Origin of the sequence: Nocardia sp. NPDC050406 (genome assembly GCF_044459025.1) — a bacterium.
Taxonomy (GTDB): Bacteria; Actinomycetota; Actinomycetes; order Mycobacteriales; family Mycobacteriaceae; genus Nocardia.
This window is the reverse complement of record NZ_JBITIM010000001.1, coordinates 598,903-621,227: the sequence shown is the minus strand read 5'-3', so window position 1 is coordinate 621,227 and position 22,325 is coordinate 598,903. Positions and strand designations below refer to the sequence as shown.

Sequence of the window (22,325 nt, the reverse complement as noted above, 5' to 3'; positions counted from 1 at the left end):
GATCGGCGCCTAGCGGAGGGTGTCGATCCAGCGCCGGGTGTCGGCGGGATCGATGACGTCGTCGAGTTCGAGGACGGTGGCGGCGGTGAGAGCTTTGCCGTTGGCGTAGGCGAGTTGGACGAGATTGTCGAAGGCGGTCTCGCGTTCGGTCGGGTCCTCGATGGCGGCGAGTTCCTTGGCGAAGCCGAGGCGGACCGCCCCTTCGAGGCCCATGCCGCCGATTTCGCCGGTGGGCCAGGCGATGACGAAGCGGGGCGCGCGGAAGGAGCCCGCCGCCATGGCTTGAGCACCCAGACCGTAGCCCTTGCGCAGGATGATGGTGCCCCACGGGACGGTGAGCGCGGCGGCGTCGATGAACAGGCGGCTGAACTTGGTGACGGTGGCATGTGTCTCGGCTTCGGGACCGACCATGAAGCCCGGTGTGTCGCAGAGGGATACGATCGGCAGTCCGTGGGCGTCGCAGAGGCGCAGGAAGGCGCTGAGCTTATCGGCGGCGGGTGCGTCGATCGCGCCGCCGAGGTGGTGGCAGTCGTTGGCGATGAGGCCGAAGGCGCGGCCCTCGACGCGGATGAGCGCGGTCACCACGCCGACGCCCCAGTCGCGGCGCAGTTCGAGCACGGAATCGACATCGGCGACCGCGTCGATCGCGGCGCGAATATCGAAGGCGCGCAGTCGATTCTCCGGGACCACGTGGCGGGACAGCCGAGGATCCGGCGCGGTCCAGTCGGTGGCGTCCCCTTGGAAGTACGCCAGATAGCGCCGTGCGATATCCACCGCCTCGGCCTCGTCGGCGGCGACGATGTGCACCACGCCATTGCGCCGCTGCACCTCGATCGGACCGATGTCCTCCGGCGCGTACACGCCCAGCCCGCCGCCCTCGATCATGGCCGGACCACCCATGCCGATATTCGCGTCGGGGGTCGCGATGACAACATCGCACATGCCGAGCAGTGCGGCGTTCCCGGCGAAACAGCGGCCCGAGACGATGCCGATCAGCGGTACGTGGCCCGACAGCGCGCCCATGGCGCGGAAGGTGGTGACGTCGAGGCCGGAGATTCCGGCGTAGTCGGTGTCGCCCGGTCGCCCGCCGCCGCCTTCGGTGAAGAACACCACCGGAAGGCGTTGCGCGTGCGCGAGTTCCAGCATGCGATCGGTCTTGGCGTGATTGCGCATGCCCTGGGTGCCCGCCAGGACCGTGTAGTCGTAGGACATGACCACCGCCCGGGTCGCCTCTTTGCCGAAGCGATCGGCATTGATGGTGGCGACACCCGCGATCAGGCCGTCGGCCGGGGTATTGGCGATGAGATCCTCGGGGCTGCGGCGCAGTCGCTGCGCCGCGACGGCGAGTGCGCCGTATTCCACGAAGCTGTCGGCGTCGACCAGGTCGGCGATGTTCTGCCGGGCGGTGCGCCGACCGAGGCGATGGCGTTTGGCGACCGCCTCCGGACGGGCCTCGTCCAGACCGACGCGGTGTCGCTCGCGCACCTCGGCGAGGTCGGCGCGCACCGAATCCAGGTCCACCGCTTCGACATTCGCGCCGGAGCCGTCGTGATCGGCCTCGGCCCACAGCAGCAGGGGAGTGTGCGGGTCCACTACCGCGCCGGGCTCGACGAGCGCCCGCAGGACGCGTAGCGGCTGTTCGGCCCGCACCACATGCTGCATTTTCATGGCCTCGAGGACCGCGACCTCGGCACCGGCAGCCACCACCGCGCCCGGTTCCACCACGGAGACCACCGTCGCGCCCATGGGGGAGCGCAGGACCTGCTCACCCTCCTGCGCCTCGAGGTGGTCCTGGGCGACGGCGAGCTCGGCCACCTGATGGGGTGCTGAAGCGAAATCGTCTGCCTTGACGAGAAGTTCGCCGATCCGCTCCTCGAACCAGGACGTCGAGACCGCCTCGGACTTCGAGAGTTCGTCCAATACCGCGCGCTGCACGGCGATATTCGTCTCGACGCCCACGATCACCGTCTCGGCGAGCGCATCCGCAGTACGCCGCAACGCGGCGGTATAGAACGGCCCACGCGCGATGATCTTGGCCAACAGGGAGTCGAACCGCGCGCCTTGACGCATCCCGCTGAATGCCGCCGTATCGACCCGAACTCCGACACCCGTCGGGGGAGTGAACTGGGTCAGCACACCGGTGCCGGGCAGCATTTCCCCACCGGCCGTGAGCATTTCGGCGTTGACCCGCGCCTGTACCGCAAAGCCGCGTGCGTCGGTCGGCAGGTCCAGGTCGGCGAGCGAACGCCCCCGCGCGAGCTCGAGCTGAACGGCCACCAGATCCAGCCCCGTCACCTCCTCGGTGACCGTGTGCTCCACCTGCAACCGCGGATTCACCTCCAGGAACCACGCCTCGGGACCGTTCACCAGGAACTCGACCGTGATCACACCCCGGCATCCCACCGACTCCGCCAACCGCACCGCGTACTCGTGCATGCGATTCCGCAGCGCCGCCTCGAGATTCGGCGCGGGCGCGACTTCGATGAGCTTCTGCTGTCGCCGCTGCACACTGCAATCGCGATCGCCGACCGCCCGCGCGGACGTCCCGTCCGCCACGATCTGAACCTCGATATGCCGGGCGTCGGCGACCAGCGCCTCGGCGTACACGGTGTCGTCCCCGAACCCCGCGAGCGACTCGGCGCGACAGCGCTCGTACGCCTCGGCGAGCGACCCGGCATCGCGCACCATCCGCATACCGCGCCCACCGCCACCGGCGGCCGCCTTCACCATGACACCCCCGGGATGCGCCGCCAGCAGCGCGGCGATCTCCGCCACCGACGCCCCCGCCTCGGTCGCCGGGAGTACCGGCACCCCGGCCCGCAGAGCCGCCGCCCGCGCCGCGACCTTGTCGCCGAAAATCCGCAAGACCTCCGGCGACGGACCCACGAACACGAGGTCGGCCGCCGCGCACGCGGCAGCGAATTCGGCGCTCTCGCTGAGAAACCCATACCCCGGATGCACCAGCGCACCCGCCCCCGCCGTCCGCGCCGCCTTCACCACTGCCGCCACATCGAGATACGCCGTCGCCCCCACTCCGGGCAACTCCACCGCCTCGTCGGCCAACCGCACCGGCATGCCGTCGGCCTCGTCGCCGGTATACAACGCGAGCGTCGCGAACCCCCACTCCCGCGCGGTCCGCAGAACGCGCACGGCCACTTCACCCCGGTTCGCCACAACGATGTGCATCCCGCCAGTCTCGCCGACGCCGCCGCGCGACGCTCACCCAACCGGGCCTCGCGCCGGTTGTCGGGGTGATAGCGGTGCCGCGCCACGCCGATTCTGCACCGCGTGCCGACATGCCAAAAATGCAAATGTCCAGGTAATTGGGCGAATCGGTCATACCATTGATCTATGCCCACCAATCGGATCGAGGGGCGTACCGCGGTGTTCGCCGACTGGGCTTGGCAGACACTGTTGGTTGTCGGCGTCTGTTCGGTCGTGCTCGGACTGACCCTCGCGGTGTGGCCCGCCAAATCGGTGACCGTGGCGGGGACGCTGTTCGGGCTGGTGCTGGTCGCCACCGCGGCGGTGCAGTGGATCGTTGCCTTCGGCGCGAACATCCCGACGGCCCTGAAGCTCCTGGAGTTCGCGAGCGGGTTACTCGCGGCGCTGCTCGCCTACCACTGCTTCAGCAGCGGGGCGTGGGTGCTGTTGCTGGCCATGTGGATCGGTATGGGGTGGATGATCCGCGGCGTCGTGCAGGCCATTGTCGCCGCCTGGTCCGACGAACTCGCCGGTACCGGCCGTCAGGAGGTGATCGGATTGGCCACCACCGCCGTGGGTTTGGTCATCGCGGTGGGACCGTTCTCGTCCCTGACCACCCTGTCGGTGGCGGTCGGCCTGCTCACCGTCGCTCTCGGGGCCACCGAGATCGGCACCGCCGTGCGCCTGGAACGCACCGAAGACCCGATCATCGAGGTCTACGACCCGCTCGCGCGCTGAGGTCTCCGGCCAATTCGTGACGCCGGAAATCCATCGGTTGCCCAAGAGTTGCGGATAGTGTCGATCTGTTCGTGTGATGGGTAACCGATCGCGCGAGGCAACGCCGCGATCCGGGCGAGAGGCTGGTTGATGGCGCGTACGGCACGACGGAACCGACCCACCGTGAACAGCGAGTTGACCGAGGCGCTGATTCGCAGCAGGCGCTTCTTCACCCGCACCGACATGTCACCGGATCTGCGCACCGAGTACCTGCGCGGCGGGCGCGAGGCCGACGACTTCTACCGCGACCGCTGGTCCCACGACAAGGTGGTGCGCTCCACGCACGGCGTGAACTGCACCGGATCGTGTTCGTGGAAGGTGTACGTCAAGGACGGCATCATCACCTGGGAGACCCAGGCCACCGACTATCCCTCGACCGGTCCGGACCGACCCGAGTACGAGCCGCGCGGCTGTCCGCGCGGCGCGGCGTTCTCCTGGTACACGTATTCGCCGACCCGGGTGCGGTATCCGTACATCCGCGGCGTGCTGTTGGAGATGTATCGAGAAGCCAAGGCGCGCACCGGAGATCCGGTCGAGGCGTGGGGGTCCATCGTCTCCGATCCGGAGCTCTCGCGGCGCTACAAGGCCGCGCGGGGGCGCGGTGGGCTGGTGCGGGCGAGCTGGCCCGAGGCGGTGGAGCTCGTCGCGGCCGCGCATGTGCACACCATCAAGCGGTACGGGCCCGATCGGGTCGCCGGGTTCTCGCCGATTCCGGCCATGTCCATGACCTCCTTCGCGGCGGGGTCGCGGTTCATCTCGCTCATCGGCGGGGCCATGCTCTCGTTCTACGACTTCTACGCCGACCTGCCGGTGGCCTCGCCGCAGGTCTTCGGCGACCAGACCGATGTGCCGGAATCCGGCGACTGGTGGGATGCGGGCTATCTCGTCATGTGGGGTTCCAATGTGCCGGTGACGCGCACGCCGGACGCGCACTGGATGGCAGAGGCGCGCTATCGAGGCCAGAAGGTCGTGGCTGTCGCACCCGACTACGCGGATAACGTGAAGTTCGCTGACGAGTGGATCGCACCGCATCCAGGGACCGATGGCGCACTCGCCATGGCCATGGGGCACGTGATTCTCAAGGAGTTCTTCGTCGACCGGCAGCCGGAGTACTTCCAGCAGTACGTGCGCCGCTACACCGATCTGCCGTTCCTGGTGCGTCTCGACAGCGCCGAAGGCGTCTTCAGGCCGGGCAAATTCCTCACCGCCGCGGACCTGCCCGAGCACGCGGACGAGCCGAATGCCGCCTTCAAGACGGTGCTGCTGGACGAAGACGGAAATCCGGTGGTGCCCAACGGATCTCTCGGCTTCCGCTTCGGTGAGGAGGGGGAGGGGAAGTGGAATCTGCAACTGGGTGAGGTGCGGCCGCGGCTGTCCATGGATGGCGGCGGCGCGGTCCTGGTGGAGTTGCCGCGCTTCGACACCGCCGACGGTTCCGCCGCGACCATTCGCCGCGGCGTGCCCGCGCGCACCATCGGCGGGCACCTCGTCACGACGGTCTTCGACCTCATGCTCGCGCAGTACGGGGTGCACCGGCCCGGCCTGCCGGGCGAATGGCCCACCGGCTACGACGACGCGGACCATCCCGGCACGCCCGCGTGGCAGGAGGCCATCACGGGCGTCCCGGCGGAGCAGGCGGCGCGGATCGGACGCGAGTTCGCCGCCAATGCCGAAGAGACACAAGGCCGTTCGATGATCATCATGGGTGCCGGGACGAACCACTGGTTCCACTCCGACACCATCTACCGGGCGTTCCTGACGCTCACCACGCTCACCGGCTGCCAGGGCCGCAATGGCGGCGGGTGGGCGCATTACGTCGGGCAGGAGAAGTGCCGCCCGGTGACCGGGTGGGCGCAGGTCGCCAATGCGCTGGACTGGACGCGACCGCCGCGGCAGATGAACCAGACCATCTACTGGTACCTGCACACCGATCAGTTCCGCTACGACCCGTTCAGCGCCGACACCCTCACCACCACGACCAGCGGCAAGTTCGCGGGTCGCTCCACCGCCGATCTCATCGCGCAGGCCACCCGGCTGGGGTGGACGCCCTCGTTCCCGACCTTCGACCGCAATCCCCTCGATCTCGTGGACGAGGCCGAGCGGGCGGGCGTGGCACCGGCGGAACATATTGTCGCCCAACTGAAATCGGGCGCACTGCGCTTCGCCTGCGAGGATCCGGACGCACCCGAGAACTTCCCTCGGCTGCTCACCATCTGGCGGTCCAACCTGCTCGGCTCGTCCGCCAAGGGCAACGAGTACTTCCTCAAACACCTCCTGGGCACCGAGTCGTCCTTGCGGGCCGAGGAAGCGCCACCGGAACAGCGCCCCAAGGAGGTGGTGTGGCGCGAGGACGCCCCGGTCGGGAAGCTGGATCTGCTTCTCACACTGGACTTTCGCATGACCAGCACCACCATCTTCTCCGACGTGGTGCTGCCCGCCGCCACCTGGTACGAGAAGCACGATCTCTCCTCGACCGACATGCATCCATTCGTGCACTCCTTCAGCCCGGCCATCGCGCCGCCCTGGCAGACCCGCACCGATTGGGATGCCTTCATGACCATCGGCGAGGAGTTCAGCCGGTTGGCGCAGAAGCATCTCGGGGTGCGCAAGGATGTCGTCGCCGCACCGCTACTGCACGACACTCCCGATGCCATGGCCACCCCGCACGGAATCGTGAAGGACTGGAAAACCGGTGAGTGCGAACCGATTCCGGGCGTCACCATGCCGAAGCTGGTGGTGGTGGAACGCGACTATTCGGCGGTCTACGCCAAGATGAGCGCGCTCGGGCCGCTGCTGGAAAAGCTCGGCGCGACCACCAAGGGCATCACCTACGACGTCACGCCGGAGGTCGAGTACCTGGCGCGGAAGAACGGCACCGTGCGCAACGGGTACGCGTTGGGCAGGCCGTCGCTCAAACGCGATATCGACGCGTGCGAGGCGATTCTCGCGCTCTCGGGCACCACCAACGGGCGGCTGGCGGTGCAGGGGTTCGAGAAGTTGGAGCGGCGCACCGGCACCGAGATGGCCGATCTCGCCAAGGAACACGAGGGCAAACGGATCAGCTTCGCCGACACCCAGGTCGCGCCGGTTCCGGTGATCACCTCCCCGGAGTGGTCGGGCTCGGAGAGCGGTGGGCGGCGGTACTCACCGTTCACGGTCAATGTGGAGCGAAACAAGCCGTGGCACACGCTGACCGGGCGTCAGCACTTCTATCTCGACCACGACTGGATGAGCGAGGTGGGGGAGCAGCTGCCGGTGTACCGCCCGCCGCTCGATATGACCGCGCTCTTCGCCGAACCGCGGTTGGGCGAGAACGGCGAGCAGGGGCTCACGCTGCGCTATCTCACCCCCCATTCGAAGTGGTCCATTCACTCCGAGTACCAGGACAACCTGTTCATGCTCAGTCTCTCGCGCGGCGGGCCGACCATGTGGATGTCCAACCTCGACGCCGCGAAACTCGGTATCGCGGACAACGATTGGATCGAGGCGGTCAATCGCAATGGCGTGGTGGTGGCGCGCGCCGTCGTCTCGCACCGCATGCCCGAGGGCACCGTGTACATGCACCACGCGCAGGACCGCCTCATCGACGTACCGCTCGCCGAGACGTCGGGCAGGCGCGGCGGCATCCACAATTCGCTGACCCGGCTGCTGATCAAACCGACCCATCTCATCGGCGGATACGCCCAATTGTCCTACGCCTTCAACTATCTCGGACCGACCGGCAATCAGCGCGACGAAGTGACGGTCGTTCGCCGTCGCGGCCAGGAGGTGAGCTACCGATGAAACCCATGGCGCAGCTGGCGATGGTGATGAACCTCGACAAATGCATCGGCTGCCACACCTGTTCGGTGACCTGCAAACAGACCTGGACCAATCGGGCCGGAGTCGAGTACGTGTGGTTCAACAATGTGGAAACCCGTCCGGGACAAGGGTATCCGCGCACCTATGAGGATCAGGACAGGTGGCGCGGCGGGTGGAGTCTGGACCGCAAGGGACGGTTGAAGCTGCGTGGCGGCGGGCGGCTGCGCAAGCTGTTCACCATCTTCGACAATCCGATCCTGCCGGAGCTCGACGACTACTACGAGCCGTGGACCTACGACTACGAGACCCTCACCACCGCGCCGCTGCAACAGCACACGCCGGTGGCACGGCCCAAGTCGCTGATCACCGGTAAGGACACCAAGATCACCTGGTCGGCCAACTGGGACGACAACCTCGGTGGCGCACCGGAACTCACCGGTGCCGACCCGCTACTGGCCAAGGTCGGCGACAAGGTCAAGCTCGAATTCGAGCAGACCTTCATGTTCTATCTGCCGCGCATCTGCGAACACTGCCTCAATCCCTCGTGTATGGCGTCGTGCCCGTCCGGGGCCATCTACAAGCGCGCCGAGGACGGCATCGTGCTCGTCGACCAGGACAAGTGCCGAGGCTGGCGCATGTGCGTCTCCGGCTGCCCCTACAAGAAGGTCTTCTTCAACCACCGCACCGGCAAAGCGGAGAAATGTACATTCTGCTTCCCACGGCTGGAGGTGGGACTGCCGACGGTGTGCGCGGAGACCTGCGTGGGGCGGCTGCGCTACATCGGCATCATGCTCTACGACGCGGACACCGTGCTCGACGTGGCGTCGACACCGGAGGAGAAGGATCTGTACGCGGCGCAGCGCGACGCCTTCCTCGACCCGTTCGATCCGGAGGTCATCGCCGCGTGCGAACGGGCCGGAATACCGCGCGATTGGGTTGCGGCGGCACAGAATTCGCCCGTCTACGCGCTGATCAGCAAGTACCGGGTGGCACTGCCGCTGCATCCGGAGTATCGGACCGTGCCCATGGTCTGGTACATCCCGCCGCTGTCGCCGGTGGTGGAGGTGCTGCGCGATACCGGCCACGACGCCGAGGACCATGGGAATCTGTTCGCCGCCATCGAGGCCCTGCGGATACCTGTGGAGTATTTGGCGGAGCTGTTCACGGCGGGCGATCCCGAGCCCGTGGACGCGGTGCTGCGGAAGCTGGCCGCCATGCGCAGCTATATGCGCGATATCAACCTCGGGCGGGAACCGCGGCCCGAGATCGCGGCGAAGGTCGGATTGACCGAGGAGCAGATCTACGACATGTACCGGCTGCTGGCCTTGGCCAAATACGAAGAGCGGTACGTGATTCCGCCCGCGCACGCCGAGCAGGCACACGGGCTCGAGGAGCTCGCCACCGAATGCAGCCTCGACTACGACGAGGGACCCGGGATGGGCGGGTGGGGTCCGTTCGGGGAGAGCTCGGGCGCACCGACACCGGTGGCTGTGGAGAACTTCCGCATGCTGCAGGATCGGCAGACCGCCGACGAGCCCGGCAGTGTGGCGTCCCGAGTGAACCTGCTCAACTGGGATGGGCGCGGTCGACCGGATGGGTTGATGCCCAAGCAGTCCGGCGGAAGGCATCGCAAATGAAGCTGACCGAGGCCGAGTGCCGGGCGGCGTGGCAGGTGCAGTCGCTGTTGCTGGGGTATCCGGATGCCGCACTGCTGGAATCACTTCCACTGTTGGAGCGAGTGGTGGAAGCGCTGCCGGTGGCAGTCGGTGCACCGTTGCGTTCCGTGCTGGATTACCTCGCGAACGCCGAACCGCTCGCGGCGACAATCGAATACGTCGACACCTTCGACCACCGCAAGCGCTTCAGCCCCTATCTCACCTATTTTCTGCACGGCGACACCCGCAAGCGCGGAATGGCGCTGCTGGAGATCAAACAGACCTACCGCGCCGCCGGATGGACCTTCGACTCCGAGGAATTGCCCGACCACCTCGCCGTCGTCCTGGAATTCGCCGCCGCCGAACCGAGTGCGGGCCAGCGACTCCTGACCGGCCACCGCGCGGGAGTGGAGGTGATGCGGCTGGCCCTGCGGGATTCGGAGTCGCCGTGGACCGGCGTACTCGAATCGGTCTGCGCCACTTTGCCGCCGCTGCACGGTGACGAGAGCGCCGCCGTCGCCAAGCTCATCGCCGCCGGACCGCCCGGCGAGGACGTCGGCCTGGAACCGTTCGCCCCGCCCACGTACATGCCCGAACCGATCGGAGGACGACGATGACGGTCAGCACCAGCGACGTGCTGCTGTGGGTTGCCGTGCCCTACGCCGCACTCGTCGCCTGCGTGGTCGGCCTCGTCTGGCGCTACCGCTACGACAAATTCGGCTGGACCACCCGCTCGTCTCAGCTCTACGAGAACCGCCTACTGCGCCTGGGCAGCCCGCTGTTCCACTACGGCATCGTCTTCGTCTTCCTCGGCCACGTCCTCGGACTGCTCATCCCCGAATCCTGGACCGAGGCCCTCGGCATCAGCGAAACCGTCTACCACACCGTCTCGTACAGCCTCGGCGCAGTCGCCGGTATCGCCACCATCATCGGCCTGATCATCCTCATCTACCGCCGCCGCACCGTCGGCTCGGTCTTCTCCGCCACCACCCGCAACGACAAGATCATGTACGTCCTCCTGGGCATCACCCTCCTCCTCGGCCTCGGCGCCACCCTCTACGGCAACTTCACCGGCAACCCCCACAACTACCGCGAAGACATCTCCCCTTGGTTCCGCTCCATCTTCTACCTCCACCCCAAACCCGAACTCATGGCCTCCGCCCCCCTGGGCTTCCAACTCCACGCCCTCGCAGCCTGCGCCCTCTTCGCCTTCTGGCCCTTCAGCCGCCTGGTCCACGTCTTCTCCGCCCCCATCGGCTACCTCACCCGCCCCTACATCGTCTACCGCACCCGCGACACCGGACTCGGCGAACACCGGCCGCCGCGCGGGTGGGAACGGGTGCAGTAGTCACGGGAATCGCTTGGCGATGGCGGTCGCGATCTCGTCTGGTGCGTGTTCCTGGATGAAGTGGCGGGCGTGGGGGAGTTCGACCACTTCGAGGTCGGTGAAGGCGGCGCGGATTCGGGGGAGGCAGGCGGTGGGGCGAAAGACCATGTCTTTCATGCCCCAGACCGCGAGGGTTGGTTTGTGGCCCAAGTGGGTGGGGACGGCGTGGGCCAGGTCGTCGAGGAGGGGGCGGGCGGCGCGGATTTGGTTGGGGGTTGCGGCGAGGCCGCGGCGGGCCTCGGGGGTGGGTTGGACCGCGCGGTAGTGGTCGGCCTCGGCGGGGGTGAGGGTGCGGCCCAGCTCCGCGAGCAGTACACGTTCGACGAGGAAGTTCTGTTCGAGGATGCGGCGCTGCATGGGACGGCTGCTCATGACGCTGCTGAAGGCGCGGTTGGCCCAGGCGTCGATCGGCCAGAAGACGGTGTTGCCCAGGACGATTCCGCGTACCCGGTCCGCGCGGGCGGTGGCCGCGCCCAAACCGATCGGTCCGCCCCAATCCTGTCCCATGACGATGAAGCCGTCGAGCCGCAGATGATCGATCAGCTCGCCGAGCACTCCGGTGTGCTCGGCGATGGTGTAGCCGAAACCCGCTGGGCGCTCGGACAATCCGAACCCGAGATGGTCGACGGCGACACACCGGTACCGGTCACGCAGGCTCCGCACGATATGGCGGTACAGAAAGCTCCACGCCGGAGCGCCGTGGCAGAACAGGATCGTAGGTCCGGTTCCCTCGTCGATGTAGTGGACCCGCCCGACGGACGAGTCGAACCAACGCGATTCGAATGGGTACAGATCCCCGTCGGGGACGAAGTCGATCAGCATTGCGCCCTCCCTCCGATGGGAGGCTACCGGCCAGTAGCGATTCATGCCGGACGCTCACTCATCAGCTGCGCGTCCGAGCTGCCCGGCGACTAGGCGACGGGAGTCAGGAAGGTGTCGAGCAGTAGTTGCGCGAACTGTTCGGGGCAGTCGGTGAATCCGCTGTGGCCGCCGGGGAATTCGGTGAGTGGGAGGCCCAATTGGGTGGCGAGGTGTGCGGCGGGGCGGTAGGGCAGGTGGCCGCGGGATTCCGCACCGGCGGCGAGGACGAGGTGGTTGGAGGCTGGGCGCAGAGCCGCTATGTCGGGGACGTGGGAGGTGAAGGGGCGGAGTTCGTGTTCGAACATGATGGGGCCGTTGGACATCAGGCGGGTGATCATGGCGGCGGCTCGGGGCGGCAGGGTCGCGGGGTCGGGCATGGGTTTCATGGTGCCGCCGATGCCTTCGAGGAAGCGTGCGCCCGCGGCGGCCATGCCCTGTGTGCGGAAGAGTTGGTAGACCTCTTCGATGAAGGCGCGGTGGTCGGGGGCGTCGGGAAGGACTGCGAAGCAGGCGGGTTCGTGGGCTACCACGCGGTGGATTCGCTCGGGGTGGCGGGCCAGGAGGTCGAGGGCGACGGTGGCTCCGCTGCTGCCGCCGAAGATGTAGGCGGGATCGGGGGAGAGGTGGGTGATCAGTCGGTAGGCGTCGTCGCTCTGCACCTCGACGCGCTGATCTTCGGGGTGCCCGCTGTCGAGGGTGCTGTGTGAGTAGCCGCGGGGGTCGAGGCTGGCGACGGTGAAGTGTTCGGCCAAGGGCTCGGCTATGGGATCGAAGACGGCGGCGTCACCGCCGCCGCCGGGAATGAGCAGCAGTAGCGGTCCGGTGCCGCGAACCTCGTAGTGGATGGTCGCGCCGATGGTCTTCAGGGTGCCGGATTTCATTGGATCGTGTTCTCTTCCTTGGTTTTCCGCCACTGCTCGAGGGTGCCGTGCAGGGCGTCGAGAATGTGCTCCCACGACGTCTCGGTGGGGCGGGAATGCGCGAAGCCGCCCGCCGCCTCGAGTGTCGCGAAGCCGTGAAAGGTACTGCGCAGCAGCCGAACCGCGTCGGTCGCCTCGGGTTCCTCCAGGCCGTAACCGCGCAGCAGCGCCGAGGTCAGTTCGATGGTGCGCAGAAAGGCGGGCTCGTCGGCCACCTCGGCGGGATCCATGCGGATCTGGGTGGCCGCGTAGCGCCCGGGATGTTCCAGCACATAGCCGCGATACGCGGTGGCGAAACCGATGAGTGCCGCCCGCCCGGAGCGGCCCGCGACGCCGAGCGCGATGCGATCGGCCATCTCCGCCGAGGCCAGCAACGCCATGCGCACCCGCAGATCGTGCAGATTGCGGACATGTGAGTACAGGCTCGGGTCCTTCACGCCGAAGCGCTTGGCCACGGCCGACAGCGTCACCTTGTCGAAACCGATCTCATCGGCGAGTTCGGCTGCGGCAGTGGTGATTCGCTCAGCCGTCAGGCCCACGCGGGGAGACATGCACACCTCTTTGCCTAATGTGTCTAGGAACAAACCTAATATACATAGGTTTGTTGGAGGTGTGTCAAACCCGCAGATCAGACCAGGTTGTGGGCGACCGGGTGGTATGGCTGGTAGAGCCCGAGCGGGCCCGCGCCCGGCACTTCGAGGGTGATGATCCGACCCCATCCGGCCTGGGTGATGCCATCGACGAATTCGACGCCCTTGGCCCGCAGCTCGGCGATGGTCGCCTCGAGGTCGTCGCACATGAGGTAGAGCTGGATGTGCCCACTGTCCAGGGGATCGGCGGGGTGCACCGCCACTTCGGCGGGCGGGGATTTGAAGATGAGCCAGCCGTCTCCGGCATCGACATTCGGCAGGCCGAGGACGTCACGGAAGAAGGCACGGGCGGCCGCTGCGTCGGTGGCATGAATGATCGTGTGCGCGCCAGTGATCATAGAGTCAAGCTATCAGTCGGCATACCTCGAAACCGGGAATTCGCGGTCGCTGAATGTGCACGTCAATACGTCCCAGGTTTGTCGCCGCCATCCTCCATTGGTCGCGGTAGTGGGGGCGGTGGATGGTCCCCGTGGTGGATGTCCTCGGTAGATGCCCTGCCATAACGTGGCGGTATGTCCGGTCCGGTGCTGTCTTCCCCTCGTCGTATCGGTGAAATCGATATCCTGCGCGGCTTCGCGTTGTTCGGGATTCTGGTCACCAATGTCATTGTGTTGACGGCGCTGCTGTCGTTCACCGGCCCCAATTCCGAGCCGACACCCGTCTACGACGGAACCTGGGACCGGCTCGTGTACGGCTTGGTGTTCGGGCTGTTCCTGGGCAAGTTCTATCTGCTGTTCGCTTTCCTGTTCGGCTACTCCTTCACCTTGCAGATCGCGGCGGCGCAGCGCGCGGGCGCCGCGCCGGTACCGCGACTGCTGCGCCGCAGTGGCGCGCTCTTCCTGATCGGATTGGTCCATGTCACGCTGCTGTGGCTCGGCGATATCCTCACCCTGTACGCGCTGCTGTGCTTGATCCTGTTGCTGCTGCGCAAGATTCGCCCCCGTCCGGCACTGATCACCGGCCTGGTGCTGTACGCGCTGTTCTCGTTGCTGGCGTTCATTCCGGGTCCCGACAACGACACCGGGGTCGCGGCGCTGGGCAACTTCCTCGACTTGCAGCGCATGCGCGAGCAGTACACAGGCGGCGTCGCGGACACCTTCTTCGCGCAGATTCACGTCGGTCCGGTGTTCATGCTGTTCACCTGGCTCGCGCAGGGCCTGCCGAGTCTCGCCATGTTCCTGATCGGTATGGCCGCGGGAAAGAAACGCGTCATGGAGGACGCGGAGCTGCTGCGGCGCTGGACGCCGCGCGCGCTGGTGGTGGGATTCGGTGTGGCGCTGCCGGTTTCGATCGTCACCGTGGTGGGTCAGGTGAGAGGCGGTGCGCTGCCGTCGTTCTGGCCGGGGTTGCAGGAATTGGTGAACCCGTTCCTGACGGTCGCGTACGTGGCCGTGGTCATCTGGCTGACGCGTTCGCGGTGGGCTGGCACGGTCGCGCGGCTTGCTCCCGCCGGGCGTATGGCCGCCAGCAACTACATCTTCCAGTCGATCGTGCTCATGCTGGTCTACACCGGATACGGTCTCGCACTGGCGGATCGGGTGCCGCCCGCCACGGTCGTCGCCATCGCCCTGGTCACCTTCGCGGTGCAGCTGTGGCTGAGCGCCTGGTGGCTGCGCCGCCACCCGTACGGCCCGGTCGAATGGCTGCTGCGGGCCGCCACCTACCGCCAGTGGCCCGCGTGGCAACGCGTCCCCGCTCCGGAACCGGCGCGCGCCTGACGTATCGGCTGGCCGGAGCCTCGTTGCCCTGTGTCGTCGCCATTGACGCCCCGCCGTTCGCACCGCACTATCGAAGACCGCCCGGACGGCGAAAAGGTTGGGTGTGGGATACGCTGCCCGCGCACGATCGAAGGTGGGGGCCATGGCGAAACATTCGATGCCCGAGCCGGTTTCGACAGCGACGCGACGCCGGAGGCGATGGCTCGTGGCGCTGGCGGTCGTGGCCCTGATGGTGGCGGCACTCGTCGGCAACACCCTGGTGGTGCTGCGCGAGACCGCGGCGGCGAGTGGGGATCAGATCGTGCGTCTGGAAGACGGTGATCTGCATGTGGTGGAGGACGGCCCCCGCGACGGCCCAGCCCTGCTGCTGATCCACGGCTACGCCGGGTCCACCGCGTGGTGGGATCCGATCGTCGCGCGACTCGCCGCCATCTACCGCGTGATTCGCGTCGACCTGCTCGGTCACGGCCGTTCAGCGAAACCCAGGGACGGATACGACATGCCCGCCCAGGGCCGTCGTGTCGCCGCCATCCTCGATCGCCTCGGCGTCAAGAGCGCCACGGTCGTCGCGCACTCGATGGGCGGCGTGGTCGCGACCGCCCTGGCCGAACAGCGCCCCAGCCTGGTCACGGGCTTGGCGCTGCTCGACACCACCCCGAGCAACTCGGCCAGCATCCCGCAGGGCCCGCTGACCCGCCTGGTCTCCGAACCCGTTGTGGGCGAACTACTCTGGCGGCTGCGCACCGACCGCGTCATCCGCGACGGCCTCGACAGCGCCTTCCACCGCGATATCCCGATCCCCGACGTGATCGTCGACGATATCCGCACCATGACCTACCGGTCGTTCACCGCCTCCTCGGAAGAATCCACCCGCTACCGTGCCGAGCGCCCGCTGCCGAATCGCCTCGCGGGGTTGAACATTCCGGTGCTGGTGGTGTTCGGGTCCGAGGACGGGCGGGTGCGGGCCAGTTCGGCGGAGGAGTATCGGGCGGTTCCCGGGGTGCGGATCGAGATGCTTTCCGGGGTGGGGCATACGCCGATGATGGAGGATCCGGAGGGGACTCTGGGGGTACTGGAAGTGTTTGTTGGGAGTGTGGGAGGGAGGTGATTGGCCTGAGCGGTCGGAAAACGTGGCGGAGGTGCGAGATTGGGGGTGTGGGGGTGATTTCTGACCGTTCAGGCCAACCCGCCCCACCTTCCACCTCCCCCCAACGCCCCACCAATAGTCTGTAGCAATGCCAGAGCAACCCCCCAAGCGCCTCCCCGCCGAATGGGAACCCCACACCCGCACCTTCATGGCGTGGCCCGCGCTGGAATCGGTCTGGGGCGAATACCTCGACGAAGTACGCGTCGACATCGCACGCCTGGCCCAGGCCATCGCGGCACATGAACCCGTGGTGCTCATGGCCCACCCCGAACAGGCCGCCGACGCACAGCGAGCTGTCGGCAGCGGCGTCGAGGTCATCCCCCTCCCGGTGGACGACCTCTGGGCCCGCGACACCGTGCCCGTCTTCGTCCACGATGCCGGGCAGGTCGTGGGCGTGGACCTCAACTTCAACGGTTGGGGCGGCAAGCAGACACGCGACCACGACGGCGCGGTCGGCCGGAACCTGCTCGAGCGATTCGGGATTGCGCGAATCCAAGCTCCCTTCGTCTCCGAGGGCGGTGCTCTCGAAACCGACGGGGAGGGCACGCTGTTGGTCACGGAGAGTTCGATCGTCAATGACAACCGCAATCCGGGCAAGAGTCGCGATCAGGTCGAATCGGAGCTGAAGCAGGCGCTCGGTGTGGAGAAGGTCATCTGGCTGGCCGGGGTGCGAGGCGAGGATGTCACCGACGCGCACGTCGATGCGCTCGTCCGCTTCGTGGCACCCGGAATCGTGGTGCTGGACACCGCGTTTCCCGGTGAGCCCGACTCCTGGTCGCGCTGCTCCGACCAGGCCCGCGCCGTGCTGGCGAACAGCACCGACGCCCGCGGCCGCGAGTTCGAGATCATCGACCTGCCGCAGCCCGATCCCGACCTGGTTACCGGGGACGGAGACGATTTCGCGCCCACCTACACGAACTTCCTCGTCGCCAACGGCGCGGTCTTCCTGCCCGCCTTCGGGGACCGGCGCGCCGACGATCGTGCCCGGGGCATCCTCGCCGACCACTTCCCGGGCCGCGAAGTCGTGCAGCTTCCCATCGACGAAATCGCCGCCGGAGGTGGCGGTATCCACTGCGCCACGCACAATCAGCCCTGAATCCGAGGGTGCGACCGATGAATTCACCGCGGCCGGGGCGTCTCAGTGTGTGTCAGTGATCATCACGCACCTCTGGAGACCTCATGACCGCGACCGCAGCAGTACGCACCGCGACCCTCACCGTCCCCGACGCCGACCTCTACTACGAGCTGCGCGGTAACGGCCCGCTCCTGGTGTTGCTGGGCGCGCCCATGGACTCCGGCGCCTTCGCCGGGCTGGCGGACGCGCTCGCCGACGAGTACACGGTGCTCACCACCGATCCGCGTGGGCACGGCCGCAGCGTGCTGCGCGATCCGGAGCAGGATTCGACGCCGCGGGCACGGGCCGACGATGTGGCGCGGTTGATCCGGCACGTGGATCTGGGACCGGCCATCGTGTTCGGTTCCAGTGGTGGCGCGGTCACCACGCTCGCCTTGGTGGCGGCGGCACCCGAACTCGTCACCGTGGCGATTCCGCACGAGCCGCCGGTGGTGGAGTTGCTCGACGATCGCGACGAACTGTATGCCCAGAGCGAGGAGCAGATCGCGCTGTACCTGGCGGGCGACCGCGTCGGCGCATGGCGAAAGTTCATGTCGGCGGCCAATATCCAGATGCCCGAAGAGGTGTTCATGGCCATGTTCGGCGCGGAGCCGCCCGCCGAGCAGAAGGCCTCCGAGGACTACTGGTTCCGGCACGAACTGCGCGGGACGACCCACTACGTCCCCGACTTCGACGCGCTGCGGCGGGCGGACACCCGCGTCATCGTCGGTATCGGCGAGGAGTCCACCGATCAGGAGTGCGACCGCACCTCACGCGCCCTGGCCGCGGGCCTCGGGATCGACGCCACCCTGTTCCCCGGCGACCACACCGGCTTCGTGCCCGACCCGGTCGGCTTCGCCGCGCGCCTGCGCGAACAAATCCGCAACCTCAGCGGCGGCCCCGAGGGTGTGTGAGAATCGGCGGCGTTCATGATCTGGCTGATTGCTGTATGAGGGAGCGATTATGCGCGTTCGATACTTGGTGGCTCTGCCCGTCGCGGTGATGGCGATGGTGCCGGTGATCGGCGTTGTCGGGGCGGGATCGGCGCAGGCGGCCCCGCGGCCGTTCACCTGCACCGCTGAAACTTGGGGCGGGGACGCGCTGCCGTCGGTGACGGTGGAGGCCCGAACCCTGAAGCAGGCCGTGGGACAGGCCAAGACCGAGTGGCGGGGCAAGGCCAAGTTCGAAACCATCGAGTGCACCGCCAGCTGAGTGTCACCGACGCGTTGCCTCGCTGAATTCCCTCGGTTCGCGGCCGAGTAGTTCGCGCACCTCGCCGTACACGGTCGCGTAGTCGCCGCGGCGCAGCGCCGCGAAGGTTTCCAGCGACCAGTTCAGCTGTTCGGTCGAGACGCCCGCTGAGCGCATGCGCGCGACCCATTCGCCCTCGGGCTCCTCGATATAGCGAATGGGTCGCCCGGTCACGCGCGAGAGGATGTCCAGGACATCGGGATTGGACAGGGCGCGCGGCCCCGACAGATTGTAGACGCGGCCCGAGTGACCCTCGGTGGTGAGCACAGTGACCGCGATATCGGCGATATCGGCGACATCGATATAGGCCGACCGCACCTCCGGGGCGAGGGGAAGCCGCAGTTCACCCGCCTGCATGGCGTGCAGGTACGCACCCGCCAGCAGATTCTGTTGGAATGCGCCGGGCCGCAGAATGGTCCACTCCACGCCGGATTCCCTGACCGGTATCTCTCGCGACAGCATGGGCGCGCTGCCGTACCCGGCACTGAGTCCGGACAACAGCACCAACCGTCGAACGCCCGAGGCGGTGGCGCGCTCGACCAACCCCGCCACCGCGGCCGCATCGAAATCAGGCTCCATCGGCGTCACCAGGTAGGCGGCGCTCACACCGGACAGCGCGGCATTCCAGGTGCGTTCGTCGTGCCAGTCGAATGGCACCGAGCCCGAGCGGGATACGGCGCGGATGCGCACTCCGGCTGCCCGCAGGCCCGCGGCGACACGCGAGCCGGTCTGTCCGGTCGCTCCGGTCACCAGCACTGTGCTCTTCTCTTCGATCATGCTTCCAGCCAAGCGGAGTGGTCGGTCGGCGGCCATGGGTGATCGACTCGATCGGCTTCGCGAACGTCTCGATAGAGTCGCCGGGTGGACCCGCTCGCCGACCTGTTGCGTGCCGTGAAGGCAGACGGTGCGGTGGTGCATCGAGCGCACGCCGAGCCGCCGTGGTCGTTCCTGAACGACGAGCCAGCGCCGCTGACGGTGTATTCGGTGCTGCGGGGGAGCGTGTGGCTGGTTCTCGACGAGGCCACGCGCTTGGACGAAGGTGATGTCGCGGTGGTGCGAGGTCCGGCGGTCCACACTGTCGCCGATCGCCCGGACCGGCCGCCGCAGGTGCGGATCAGGCACGCGCATCACTGTGTCGGCGTCGCGGACGAGCGGCCGATCCTCGATACGCCGAGGCTGGGCCCGCGCGTCTTCGGGCGCTCGGAGGCGAGTCCGCTCGCACTGATCACCGGTGCCTACCGTGGTGTCGACGACGTCGGTCGCCGATTGCTCAGTGTGCTGCCGCCACTGCTCGTCGTCCGCGCCGAAGGACTCGACAGTACGAGGCAGCTGCTGACCGAGGAACTGCGCAACGACGGCCCGGGCCAGCACCTCGTCCTCGACCGTCTCCTCGACCTGATTCTCGTTCGCACGCTCACGAATTGGTTCGCCCGCCCGGACGCCACCCCGCCCGCATGGTTGCGGGCCCTGGCCGATCCGGCAGTCGGTGCGGCCTTGCACGCCATGCACGCGGACCCCGCCCACCCGTGGACGGTGACCACGCTCGCCGCGAAAGCCGGTGTCTCACGGGCGGTTTTCGCCCGCCGCTTCACGGCCGCCGTCGGCAGTTCCCCGCTGGCCTACCTCACCCAATGGCGAATGGACCTGGCCACCCAGCTGTTGCGTGAATCCGACGCCACCGTCGCCGCGGTCGCCAAGCAGGTCGGATACACCGACAGCTTCGCGTTCAGCACCGCGTTCAAACGCCATCGCGGTGTGAGCCCCAGCCGGATTCGCGCGGCCGATTGAGCACGGATGTCGTCCGGGATCGTCAGACCGCCAATTCCTCGTACAACCCGTCCAGGGCAGTGCGGTCGTCCTCGGTACCGTCGTGCGGAGCGGCGAACCAGCGCGCGTACTCGGCGATTTCGGAGAGCCGCCAGTCCAGTGCGAACAGCTCCATCATCGCGGGGTCAGGGGACAGCAGGTCGTTCGCCGCGGGGACCAGATCCGCGTAGTCCCGTTCGGGGGGTGCGAGAGCCAGTGATTCCCAATCGACCAGCTTCAAGCCGTCGGGGGACATGACCTGGTTGTCGTTGTGCGGTTCGCCATGTGTCGGCACCCACGAGTCGCGTTGGGAGAATGCTACTTCCGCCAGTTCCAGGTAGCGGGCGGTCCAGCGCTCGATCGCGTTGTCATGCGCGGCGACAGCGAGCCGTGCCTGCTCTGCCATCGGTCCGCTCGTCCAGGGCTCGGCGGTGCGGGCTCGCAATTCATCGGCGAACTCGGAGCCGACGCGCGGAGCCCACGACCGCAGGCCAGCAGGTGGAGCGGCGCGATGCAGCGCCTCCAGCGCGAGAACGACTTCGCGGATATGCCGAGGCTCGCTGGCCTCCTCCGCGCTCGGGCTTCGACCTGCCAGCCACGGCGTCACGCTGAGCGCACCGGCGCCGACATCGACGGTGAATCGCCCGGACCGGGCGGGCAACGGGGCACACACCACGTCCAAACCAGCGGCGGCCAATGCGGCGGCCCCAGCGTAGGCAGCCTCCAGGGACACCGCGCTGTGCCGGGGCCCCAACTGGTCCAACGTCACGAACAATGTGGCGCCCCCGCCGGTCACCCGCCAGTGGTGCGCACCGAAACCCCATGGCAGATAGGCGATATCGGCAGCCTCGGGCAGCCAGTGCGTAGCGACGGCATGCGCGATCGCCTCGTCACCGATGAACGAAGGACGGGAACGCACAAGATCGAATTCTAAGATGCGTGCGGTCCTGATCGGTAGGTTCTGTCGCGCCGTCGGGATATCTTTCTCGATCGTGAAGACGATGAGCAGGGACCAATTCGATTCGGTCCTGCGGGGGTTGGGGACCGACTTCGGCACATGGAGTCGCGAGGATGTGATCACCGCGTGCGCGCGGGTGGGGTGGATCGTCGGGGACTCCGACGTGGTGATGCCGGAATGGGAGGGCGGCGGCTGGCTCGACGATGTCGGCGCGGAGTATCTGCGCGCCGATCCCGCGCTCGCGGAACTCGGCGTCCACGCGGGCTATATCGAACCGCATCTGTTTCGGGAATATGTGGCGATGGCCAGCGCGGTGTGGGGCACGCCGTCGTTCCACGGCGGCGATGTGGGAGTCTTCGTGCGCTGGCGGGACCGGAGCACCACTCGCGAGCTGTCACTGACTCACGGTGGGAGTATGTACGTCTCGGCGTTCTCCACCTATGCCAAGGACAGCGTCGACGAGAAGAACTGGGATTACAACGAATACGTCGACGAGGTGCCCTCCACCTGGCTCGGCGAACTCGGCGGCGGTGACATGGTCGGCTTCGTCTCCGGCCACCACCTGGTGGACAGCTGGACCGATCTGACCACCGCGCTCACCCGCACGCTGCGCGACCTGCAACTCGGCATGATCGCGCTGGGGAACCCTTTGACCGACAACGACGGCCCCCTCGAAGACAGTGTCGTCATCACACTGCGCCCCACCGCCGAGCAGGACGACCGACTCCTGCAGATCCTGCTGAGCGTGCATGATCCGGCGATCCACATCAGCGACGACACCCGCTGGCACGACGAACTGGTCGCCCATGGCTTCCACCCCGACCCCCGCGACCCGGACTACCAGTGGCTGCACGAGGTCCCCGTCGGTGACACCGGCTGCACCGAATTGGCAACCCTCGCAGTAACTTTTCTCCAAATCTTCGGCCTGGAGCTGGACGATGTCACCGTGGAATCCTGGCGCTACAACGACCCCTATCAGTACTTCACTCTGACCTGCGTGGGCGTCCCCGAGACCGCCGCTTCCTGACAGTCGAGGACGGCGGCGAAATTCGGTCGTGTTCCGTGCGGTTCGGCTG

General features: G+C 67.4%; 19 protein-coding genes. 12 read left to right on the top strand and 7 right to left on the bottom strand.

Annotated elements, in window-relative coordinates; all coding sequences use genetic code 11:
- Window positions 1-9: 9 nt before the first annotated feature.
- On the bottom strand, window positions 10-3,186 hold the full coding sequence (locus ACIBH2_RS02835) for a carboxyl transferase domain-containing protein (protein WP_397112725.1): 3,177 nt from the start codon (window positions 3,184-3,186) through the stop codon (window positions 10-12).
- Window positions 3,187-3,351: 165 nt separating this feature from the next.
- Here ACIBH2_RS02835 and ACIBH2_RS02830 point away from each other — a divergent pair, with 165 nt between their 5' ends.
- The 5 genes from ACIBH2_RS02830 to narI all read left to right on the top strand — a co-directional run bounded on the left by ACIBH2_RS02830 (window position 3,352) and on the right by narI (window position 10,785).
- Window positions 3,352-3,942: a DUF308 domain-containing protein gene (locus tag ACIBH2_RS02830; RefSeq protein WP_397112723.1), complete on the top strand. Its 591-nt coding sequence runs from the start codon at window positions 3,352-3,354 to the stop codon at window positions 3,940-3,942.
- 129 nt (window positions 3,943-4,071) lie between these two features.
- Complete coding sequence (locus tag ACIBH2_RS02825) at window positions 4,072-7,764, top strand: nitrate reductase subunit alpha (RefSeq protein WP_397112721.1); 3,693 nt, start codon at window positions 4,072-4,074, stop codon at window positions 7,762-7,764.
- On the top strand, window positions 7,761-9,419 hold the full coding sequence (gene narH, locus ACIBH2_RS02820; RefSeq protein ID WP_397112719.1) for a nitrate reductase subunit beta: 1,659 nt from the start codon (window positions 7,761-7,763) through the stop codon (window positions 9,417-9,419). The genes ACIBH2_RS02825 and narH overlap by 4 nt, the downstream gene beginning before the upstream one ends.
- Window positions 9,416-10,054: a nitrate reductase molybdenum cofactor assembly chaperone gene (narJ, locus tag ACIBH2_RS02815; RefSeq protein ID WP_397112717.1), complete on the top strand. Its 639-nt coding sequence runs from the start codon at window positions 9,416-9,418 to the stop codon at window positions 10,052-10,054. Before narH ends, narJ begins: the two co-directional genes overlap by 4 nt.
- On the top strand, window positions 10,051-10,785 hold the full coding sequence (gene narI / locus ACIBH2_RS02810) for a respiratory nitrate reductase subunit gamma (RefSeq protein ID WP_397112715.1): 735 nt from the start codon (window positions 10,051-10,053) through the stop codon (window positions 10,783-10,785). The genes narJ and narI overlap by 4 nt, the downstream gene beginning before the upstream one ends.
- Here narI and ACIBH2_RS02805 read toward each other — a convergent pair whose 3' ends face one another.
- The 4 genes from ACIBH2_RS02805 to ACIBH2_RS02790 form a co-directional block, all read right to left on the bottom strand.
- Window positions 10,786-11,646: a haloalkane dehalogenase gene (locus tag ACIBH2_RS02805; protein WP_397112713.1), complete on the bottom strand. Its 861-nt coding sequence runs from the start codon at window positions 11,644-11,646 to the stop codon at window positions 10,786-10,788.
- 89 nt (window positions 11,647-11,735) lie between these two features.
- Window positions 11,736-12,566, bottom strand: coding sequence for an alpha/beta fold hydrolase (locus ACIBH2_RS02800; RefSeq protein ID WP_397112711.1), 831 nt, complete (start codon window positions 12,564-12,566; stop codon window positions 11,736-11,738).
- Window positions 12,563-13,156 carry a TetR/AcrR family transcriptional regulator gene (locus tag ACIBH2_RS02795; protein WP_397112709.1) on the bottom strand — a complete coding sequence of 198 codons (594 nt, stop codon included), beginning with the start codon at window positions 13,154-13,156 and terminating at the stop codon, window positions 12,563-12,565. The genes ACIBH2_RS02800 and ACIBH2_RS02795 overlap by 4 nt, the downstream gene beginning before the upstream one ends.
- A gap of 77 nt (window positions 13,157-13,233) precedes the next feature.
- Window positions 13,234-13,593, bottom strand: coding sequence for a VOC family protein (locus ACIBH2_RS02790; RefSeq protein ID WP_397112707.1), 360 nt, complete (start codon window positions 13,591-13,593; stop codon window positions 13,234-13,236).
- A gap of 174 nt (window positions 13,594-13,767) precedes the next feature.
- Here ACIBH2_RS02790 and ACIBH2_RS02785 point away from each other — a divergent pair, with 174 nt between their 5' ends.
- The 5 genes from ACIBH2_RS02785 to ACIBH2_RS02765 all read left to right on the top strand — a co-directional run bounded on the left by ACIBH2_RS02785 (window position 13,768) and on the right by ACIBH2_RS02765 (window position 18,446).
- A complete protein-coding gene (locus ACIBH2_RS02785; protein ID WP_397112705.1) occupies window positions 13,768-14,973 on the top strand; it encodes a DUF418 domain-containing protein in 1,206 nt (401 codons plus the stop codon).
- Between the two features lie 142 nt (window positions 14,974-15,115).
- A complete protein-coding gene (locus ACIBH2_RS02780; RefSeq protein WP_397112703.1) occupies window positions 15,116-16,081 on the top strand; it encodes an alpha/beta fold hydrolase in 966 nt (321 codons plus the stop codon).
- Between the two features lie 127 nt (window positions 16,082-16,208).
- Window positions 16,209-17,216: an agmatine deiminase family protein gene (locus ACIBH2_RS02775; RefSeq protein ID WP_397112701.1), complete on the top strand. Its 1,008-nt coding sequence runs from the start codon at window positions 16,209-16,211 to the stop codon at window positions 17,214-17,216.
- A gap of 83 nt (window positions 17,217-17,299) precedes the next feature.
- Window positions 17,300-18,148: an alpha/beta fold hydrolase gene (locus ACIBH2_RS02770; RefSeq protein WP_397112699.1), complete on the top strand. Its 849-nt coding sequence runs from the start codon at window positions 17,300-17,302 to the stop codon at window positions 18,146-18,148.
- A 49-nt stretch (window positions 18,149-18,197) separates the two neighbouring features.
- Complete coding sequence (locus ACIBH2_RS02765; protein WP_397112697.1) at window positions 18,198-18,446, top strand: hypothetical protein; 249 nt, start codon at window positions 18,198-18,200, stop codon at window positions 18,444-18,446.
- Window positions 18,447-18,449: 3 nt separating this feature from the next.
- Here the strand turns inward: ACIBH2_RS02765 and ACIBH2_RS02760 are convergent, their stop codons facing one another.
- Window positions 18,450-19,262 (bottom strand): NmrA family NAD(P)-binding protein, encoded by an 813-nt coding sequence (locus tag ACIBH2_RS02760; protein ID WP_397112695.1) that lies wholly within the window; start codon window positions 19,260-19,262, stop codon window positions 18,450-18,452.
- 84 nt (window positions 19,263-19,346) lie between these two features.
- Between ACIBH2_RS02760 and ACIBH2_RS02755 the strand changes: the two genes are divergently transcribed.
- Complete coding sequence (locus ACIBH2_RS02755) at window positions 19,347-20,273, top strand: AraC family transcriptional regulator (RefSeq protein ID WP_397112693.1); 927 nt, start codon at window positions 19,347-19,349, stop codon at window positions 20,271-20,273.
- A 22-nt stretch (window positions 20,274-20,295) separates the two neighbouring features.
- Here ACIBH2_RS02755 and ACIBH2_RS02750 read toward each other — a convergent pair whose 3' ends face one another.
- Window positions 20,296-21,210 carry a phosphotransferase family protein gene (locus tag ACIBH2_RS02750; RefSeq protein WP_397112691.1) on the bottom strand — a complete coding sequence of 305 codons (915 nt, stop codon included), beginning with the start codon at window positions 21,208-21,210 and terminating at the stop codon, window positions 20,296-20,298.
- A gap of 82 nt (window positions 21,211-21,292) precedes the next feature.
- Between ACIBH2_RS02750 and ACIBH2_RS02745 the strand changes: the two genes are divergently transcribed.
- Window positions 21,293-22,276, top strand: coding sequence for a hypothetical protein (locus ACIBH2_RS02745; RefSeq protein ID WP_397112689.1), 984 nt, complete (start codon window positions 21,293-21,295; stop codon window positions 22,274-22,276).
- The last annotated feature ends 49 nt before the right edge of the window (window positions 22,277-22,325 follow it).

What these genes read in the sequence shown, in the direction of transcription:
- ACIBH2_RS02835 (WP_397112725.1), bottom strand. Translation starts at nt 3,186, where the DNA reads ATGCACATCGTTGTGGCGAACCGGGGTGAAGTGGCCGTGCGCGTTCTG.
- ACIBH2_RS02830 (WP_397112723.1), top strand. Translation starts at nt 3,352, where the DNA reads ATGCCCACCAATCGGATCGAGGGGCGTACCGCGGTGTTCGCCGACTGG.
- ACIBH2_RS02825 (WP_397112721.1), top strand. Translation starts at nt 4,072, where the DNA reads ATGGCGCGTACGGCACGACGGAACCGACCCACCGTGAACAGCGAGTTG.
- narH (WP_397112719.1), top strand. Translation starts at nt 7,761, where the DNA reads ATGAAACCCATGGCGCAGCTGGCGATGGTGATGAACCTCGACAAATGC.
- narJ (WP_397112717.1), top strand. Translation starts at nt 9,416, where the DNA reads ATGAAGCTGACCGAGGCCGAGTGCCGGGCGGCGTGGCAGGTGCAGTCG.
- narI (WP_397112715.1), top strand. Translation starts at nt 10,051, where the DNA reads ATGACGGTCAGCACCAGCGACGTGCTGCTGTGGGTTGCCGTGCCCTAC.
- ACIBH2_RS02805 (WP_397112713.1), bottom strand. Translation starts at nt 11,646, where the DNA reads ATGCTGATCGACTTCGTCCCCGACGGGGATCTGTACCCATTCGAATCG.
- ACIBH2_RS02800 (WP_397112711.1), bottom strand. Translation starts at nt 12,566, where the DNA reads ATGAAATCCGGCACCCTGAAGACCATCGGCGCGACCATCCACTACGAG.
- ACIBH2_RS02795 (WP_397112709.1), bottom strand. Translation starts at nt 13,156, where the DNA reads ATGTCTCCCCGCGTGGGCCTGACGGCTGAGCGAATCACCACTGCCGCA.
- ACIBH2_RS02790 (WP_397112707.1), bottom strand. Translation starts at nt 13,593, where the DNA reads ATGATCACTGGCGCGCACACGATCATTCATGCCACCGACGCAGCGGCC.
- ACIBH2_RS02785 (WP_397112705.1), top strand. Translation starts at nt 13,768, where the DNA reads ATGTCCGGTCCGGTGCTGTCTTCCCCTCGTCGTATCGGTGAAATCGAT.
- ACIBH2_RS02780 (WP_397112703.1), top strand. Translation starts at nt 15,116, where the DNA reads ATGGCGAAACATTCGATGCCCGAGCCGGTTTCGACAGCGACGCGACGC.
- ACIBH2_RS02775 (WP_397112701.1), top strand. Translation starts at nt 16,209, where the DNA reads ATGCCAGAGCAACCCCCCAAGCGCCTCCCCGCCGAATGGGAACCCCAC.
- ACIBH2_RS02770 (WP_397112699.1), top strand. Translation starts at nt 17,300, where the DNA reads ATGACCGCGACCGCAGCAGTACGCACCGCGACCCTCACCGTCCCCGAC.
- ACIBH2_RS02765 (WP_397112697.1), top strand. Translation starts at nt 18,198, where the DNA reads ATGCGCGTTCGATACTTGGTGGCTCTGCCCGTCGCGGTGATGGCGATG.
- ACIBH2_RS02760 (WP_397112695.1), bottom strand. Translation starts at nt 19,262, where the DNA reads ATGATCGAAGAGAAGAGCACAGTGCTGGTGACCGGAGCGACCGGACAG.
- ACIBH2_RS02745 (WP_397112689.1), top strand. Translation starts at nt 21,293, where the DNA reads ATGAGCAGGGACCAATTCGATTCGGTCCTGCGGGGGTTGGGGACCGAC.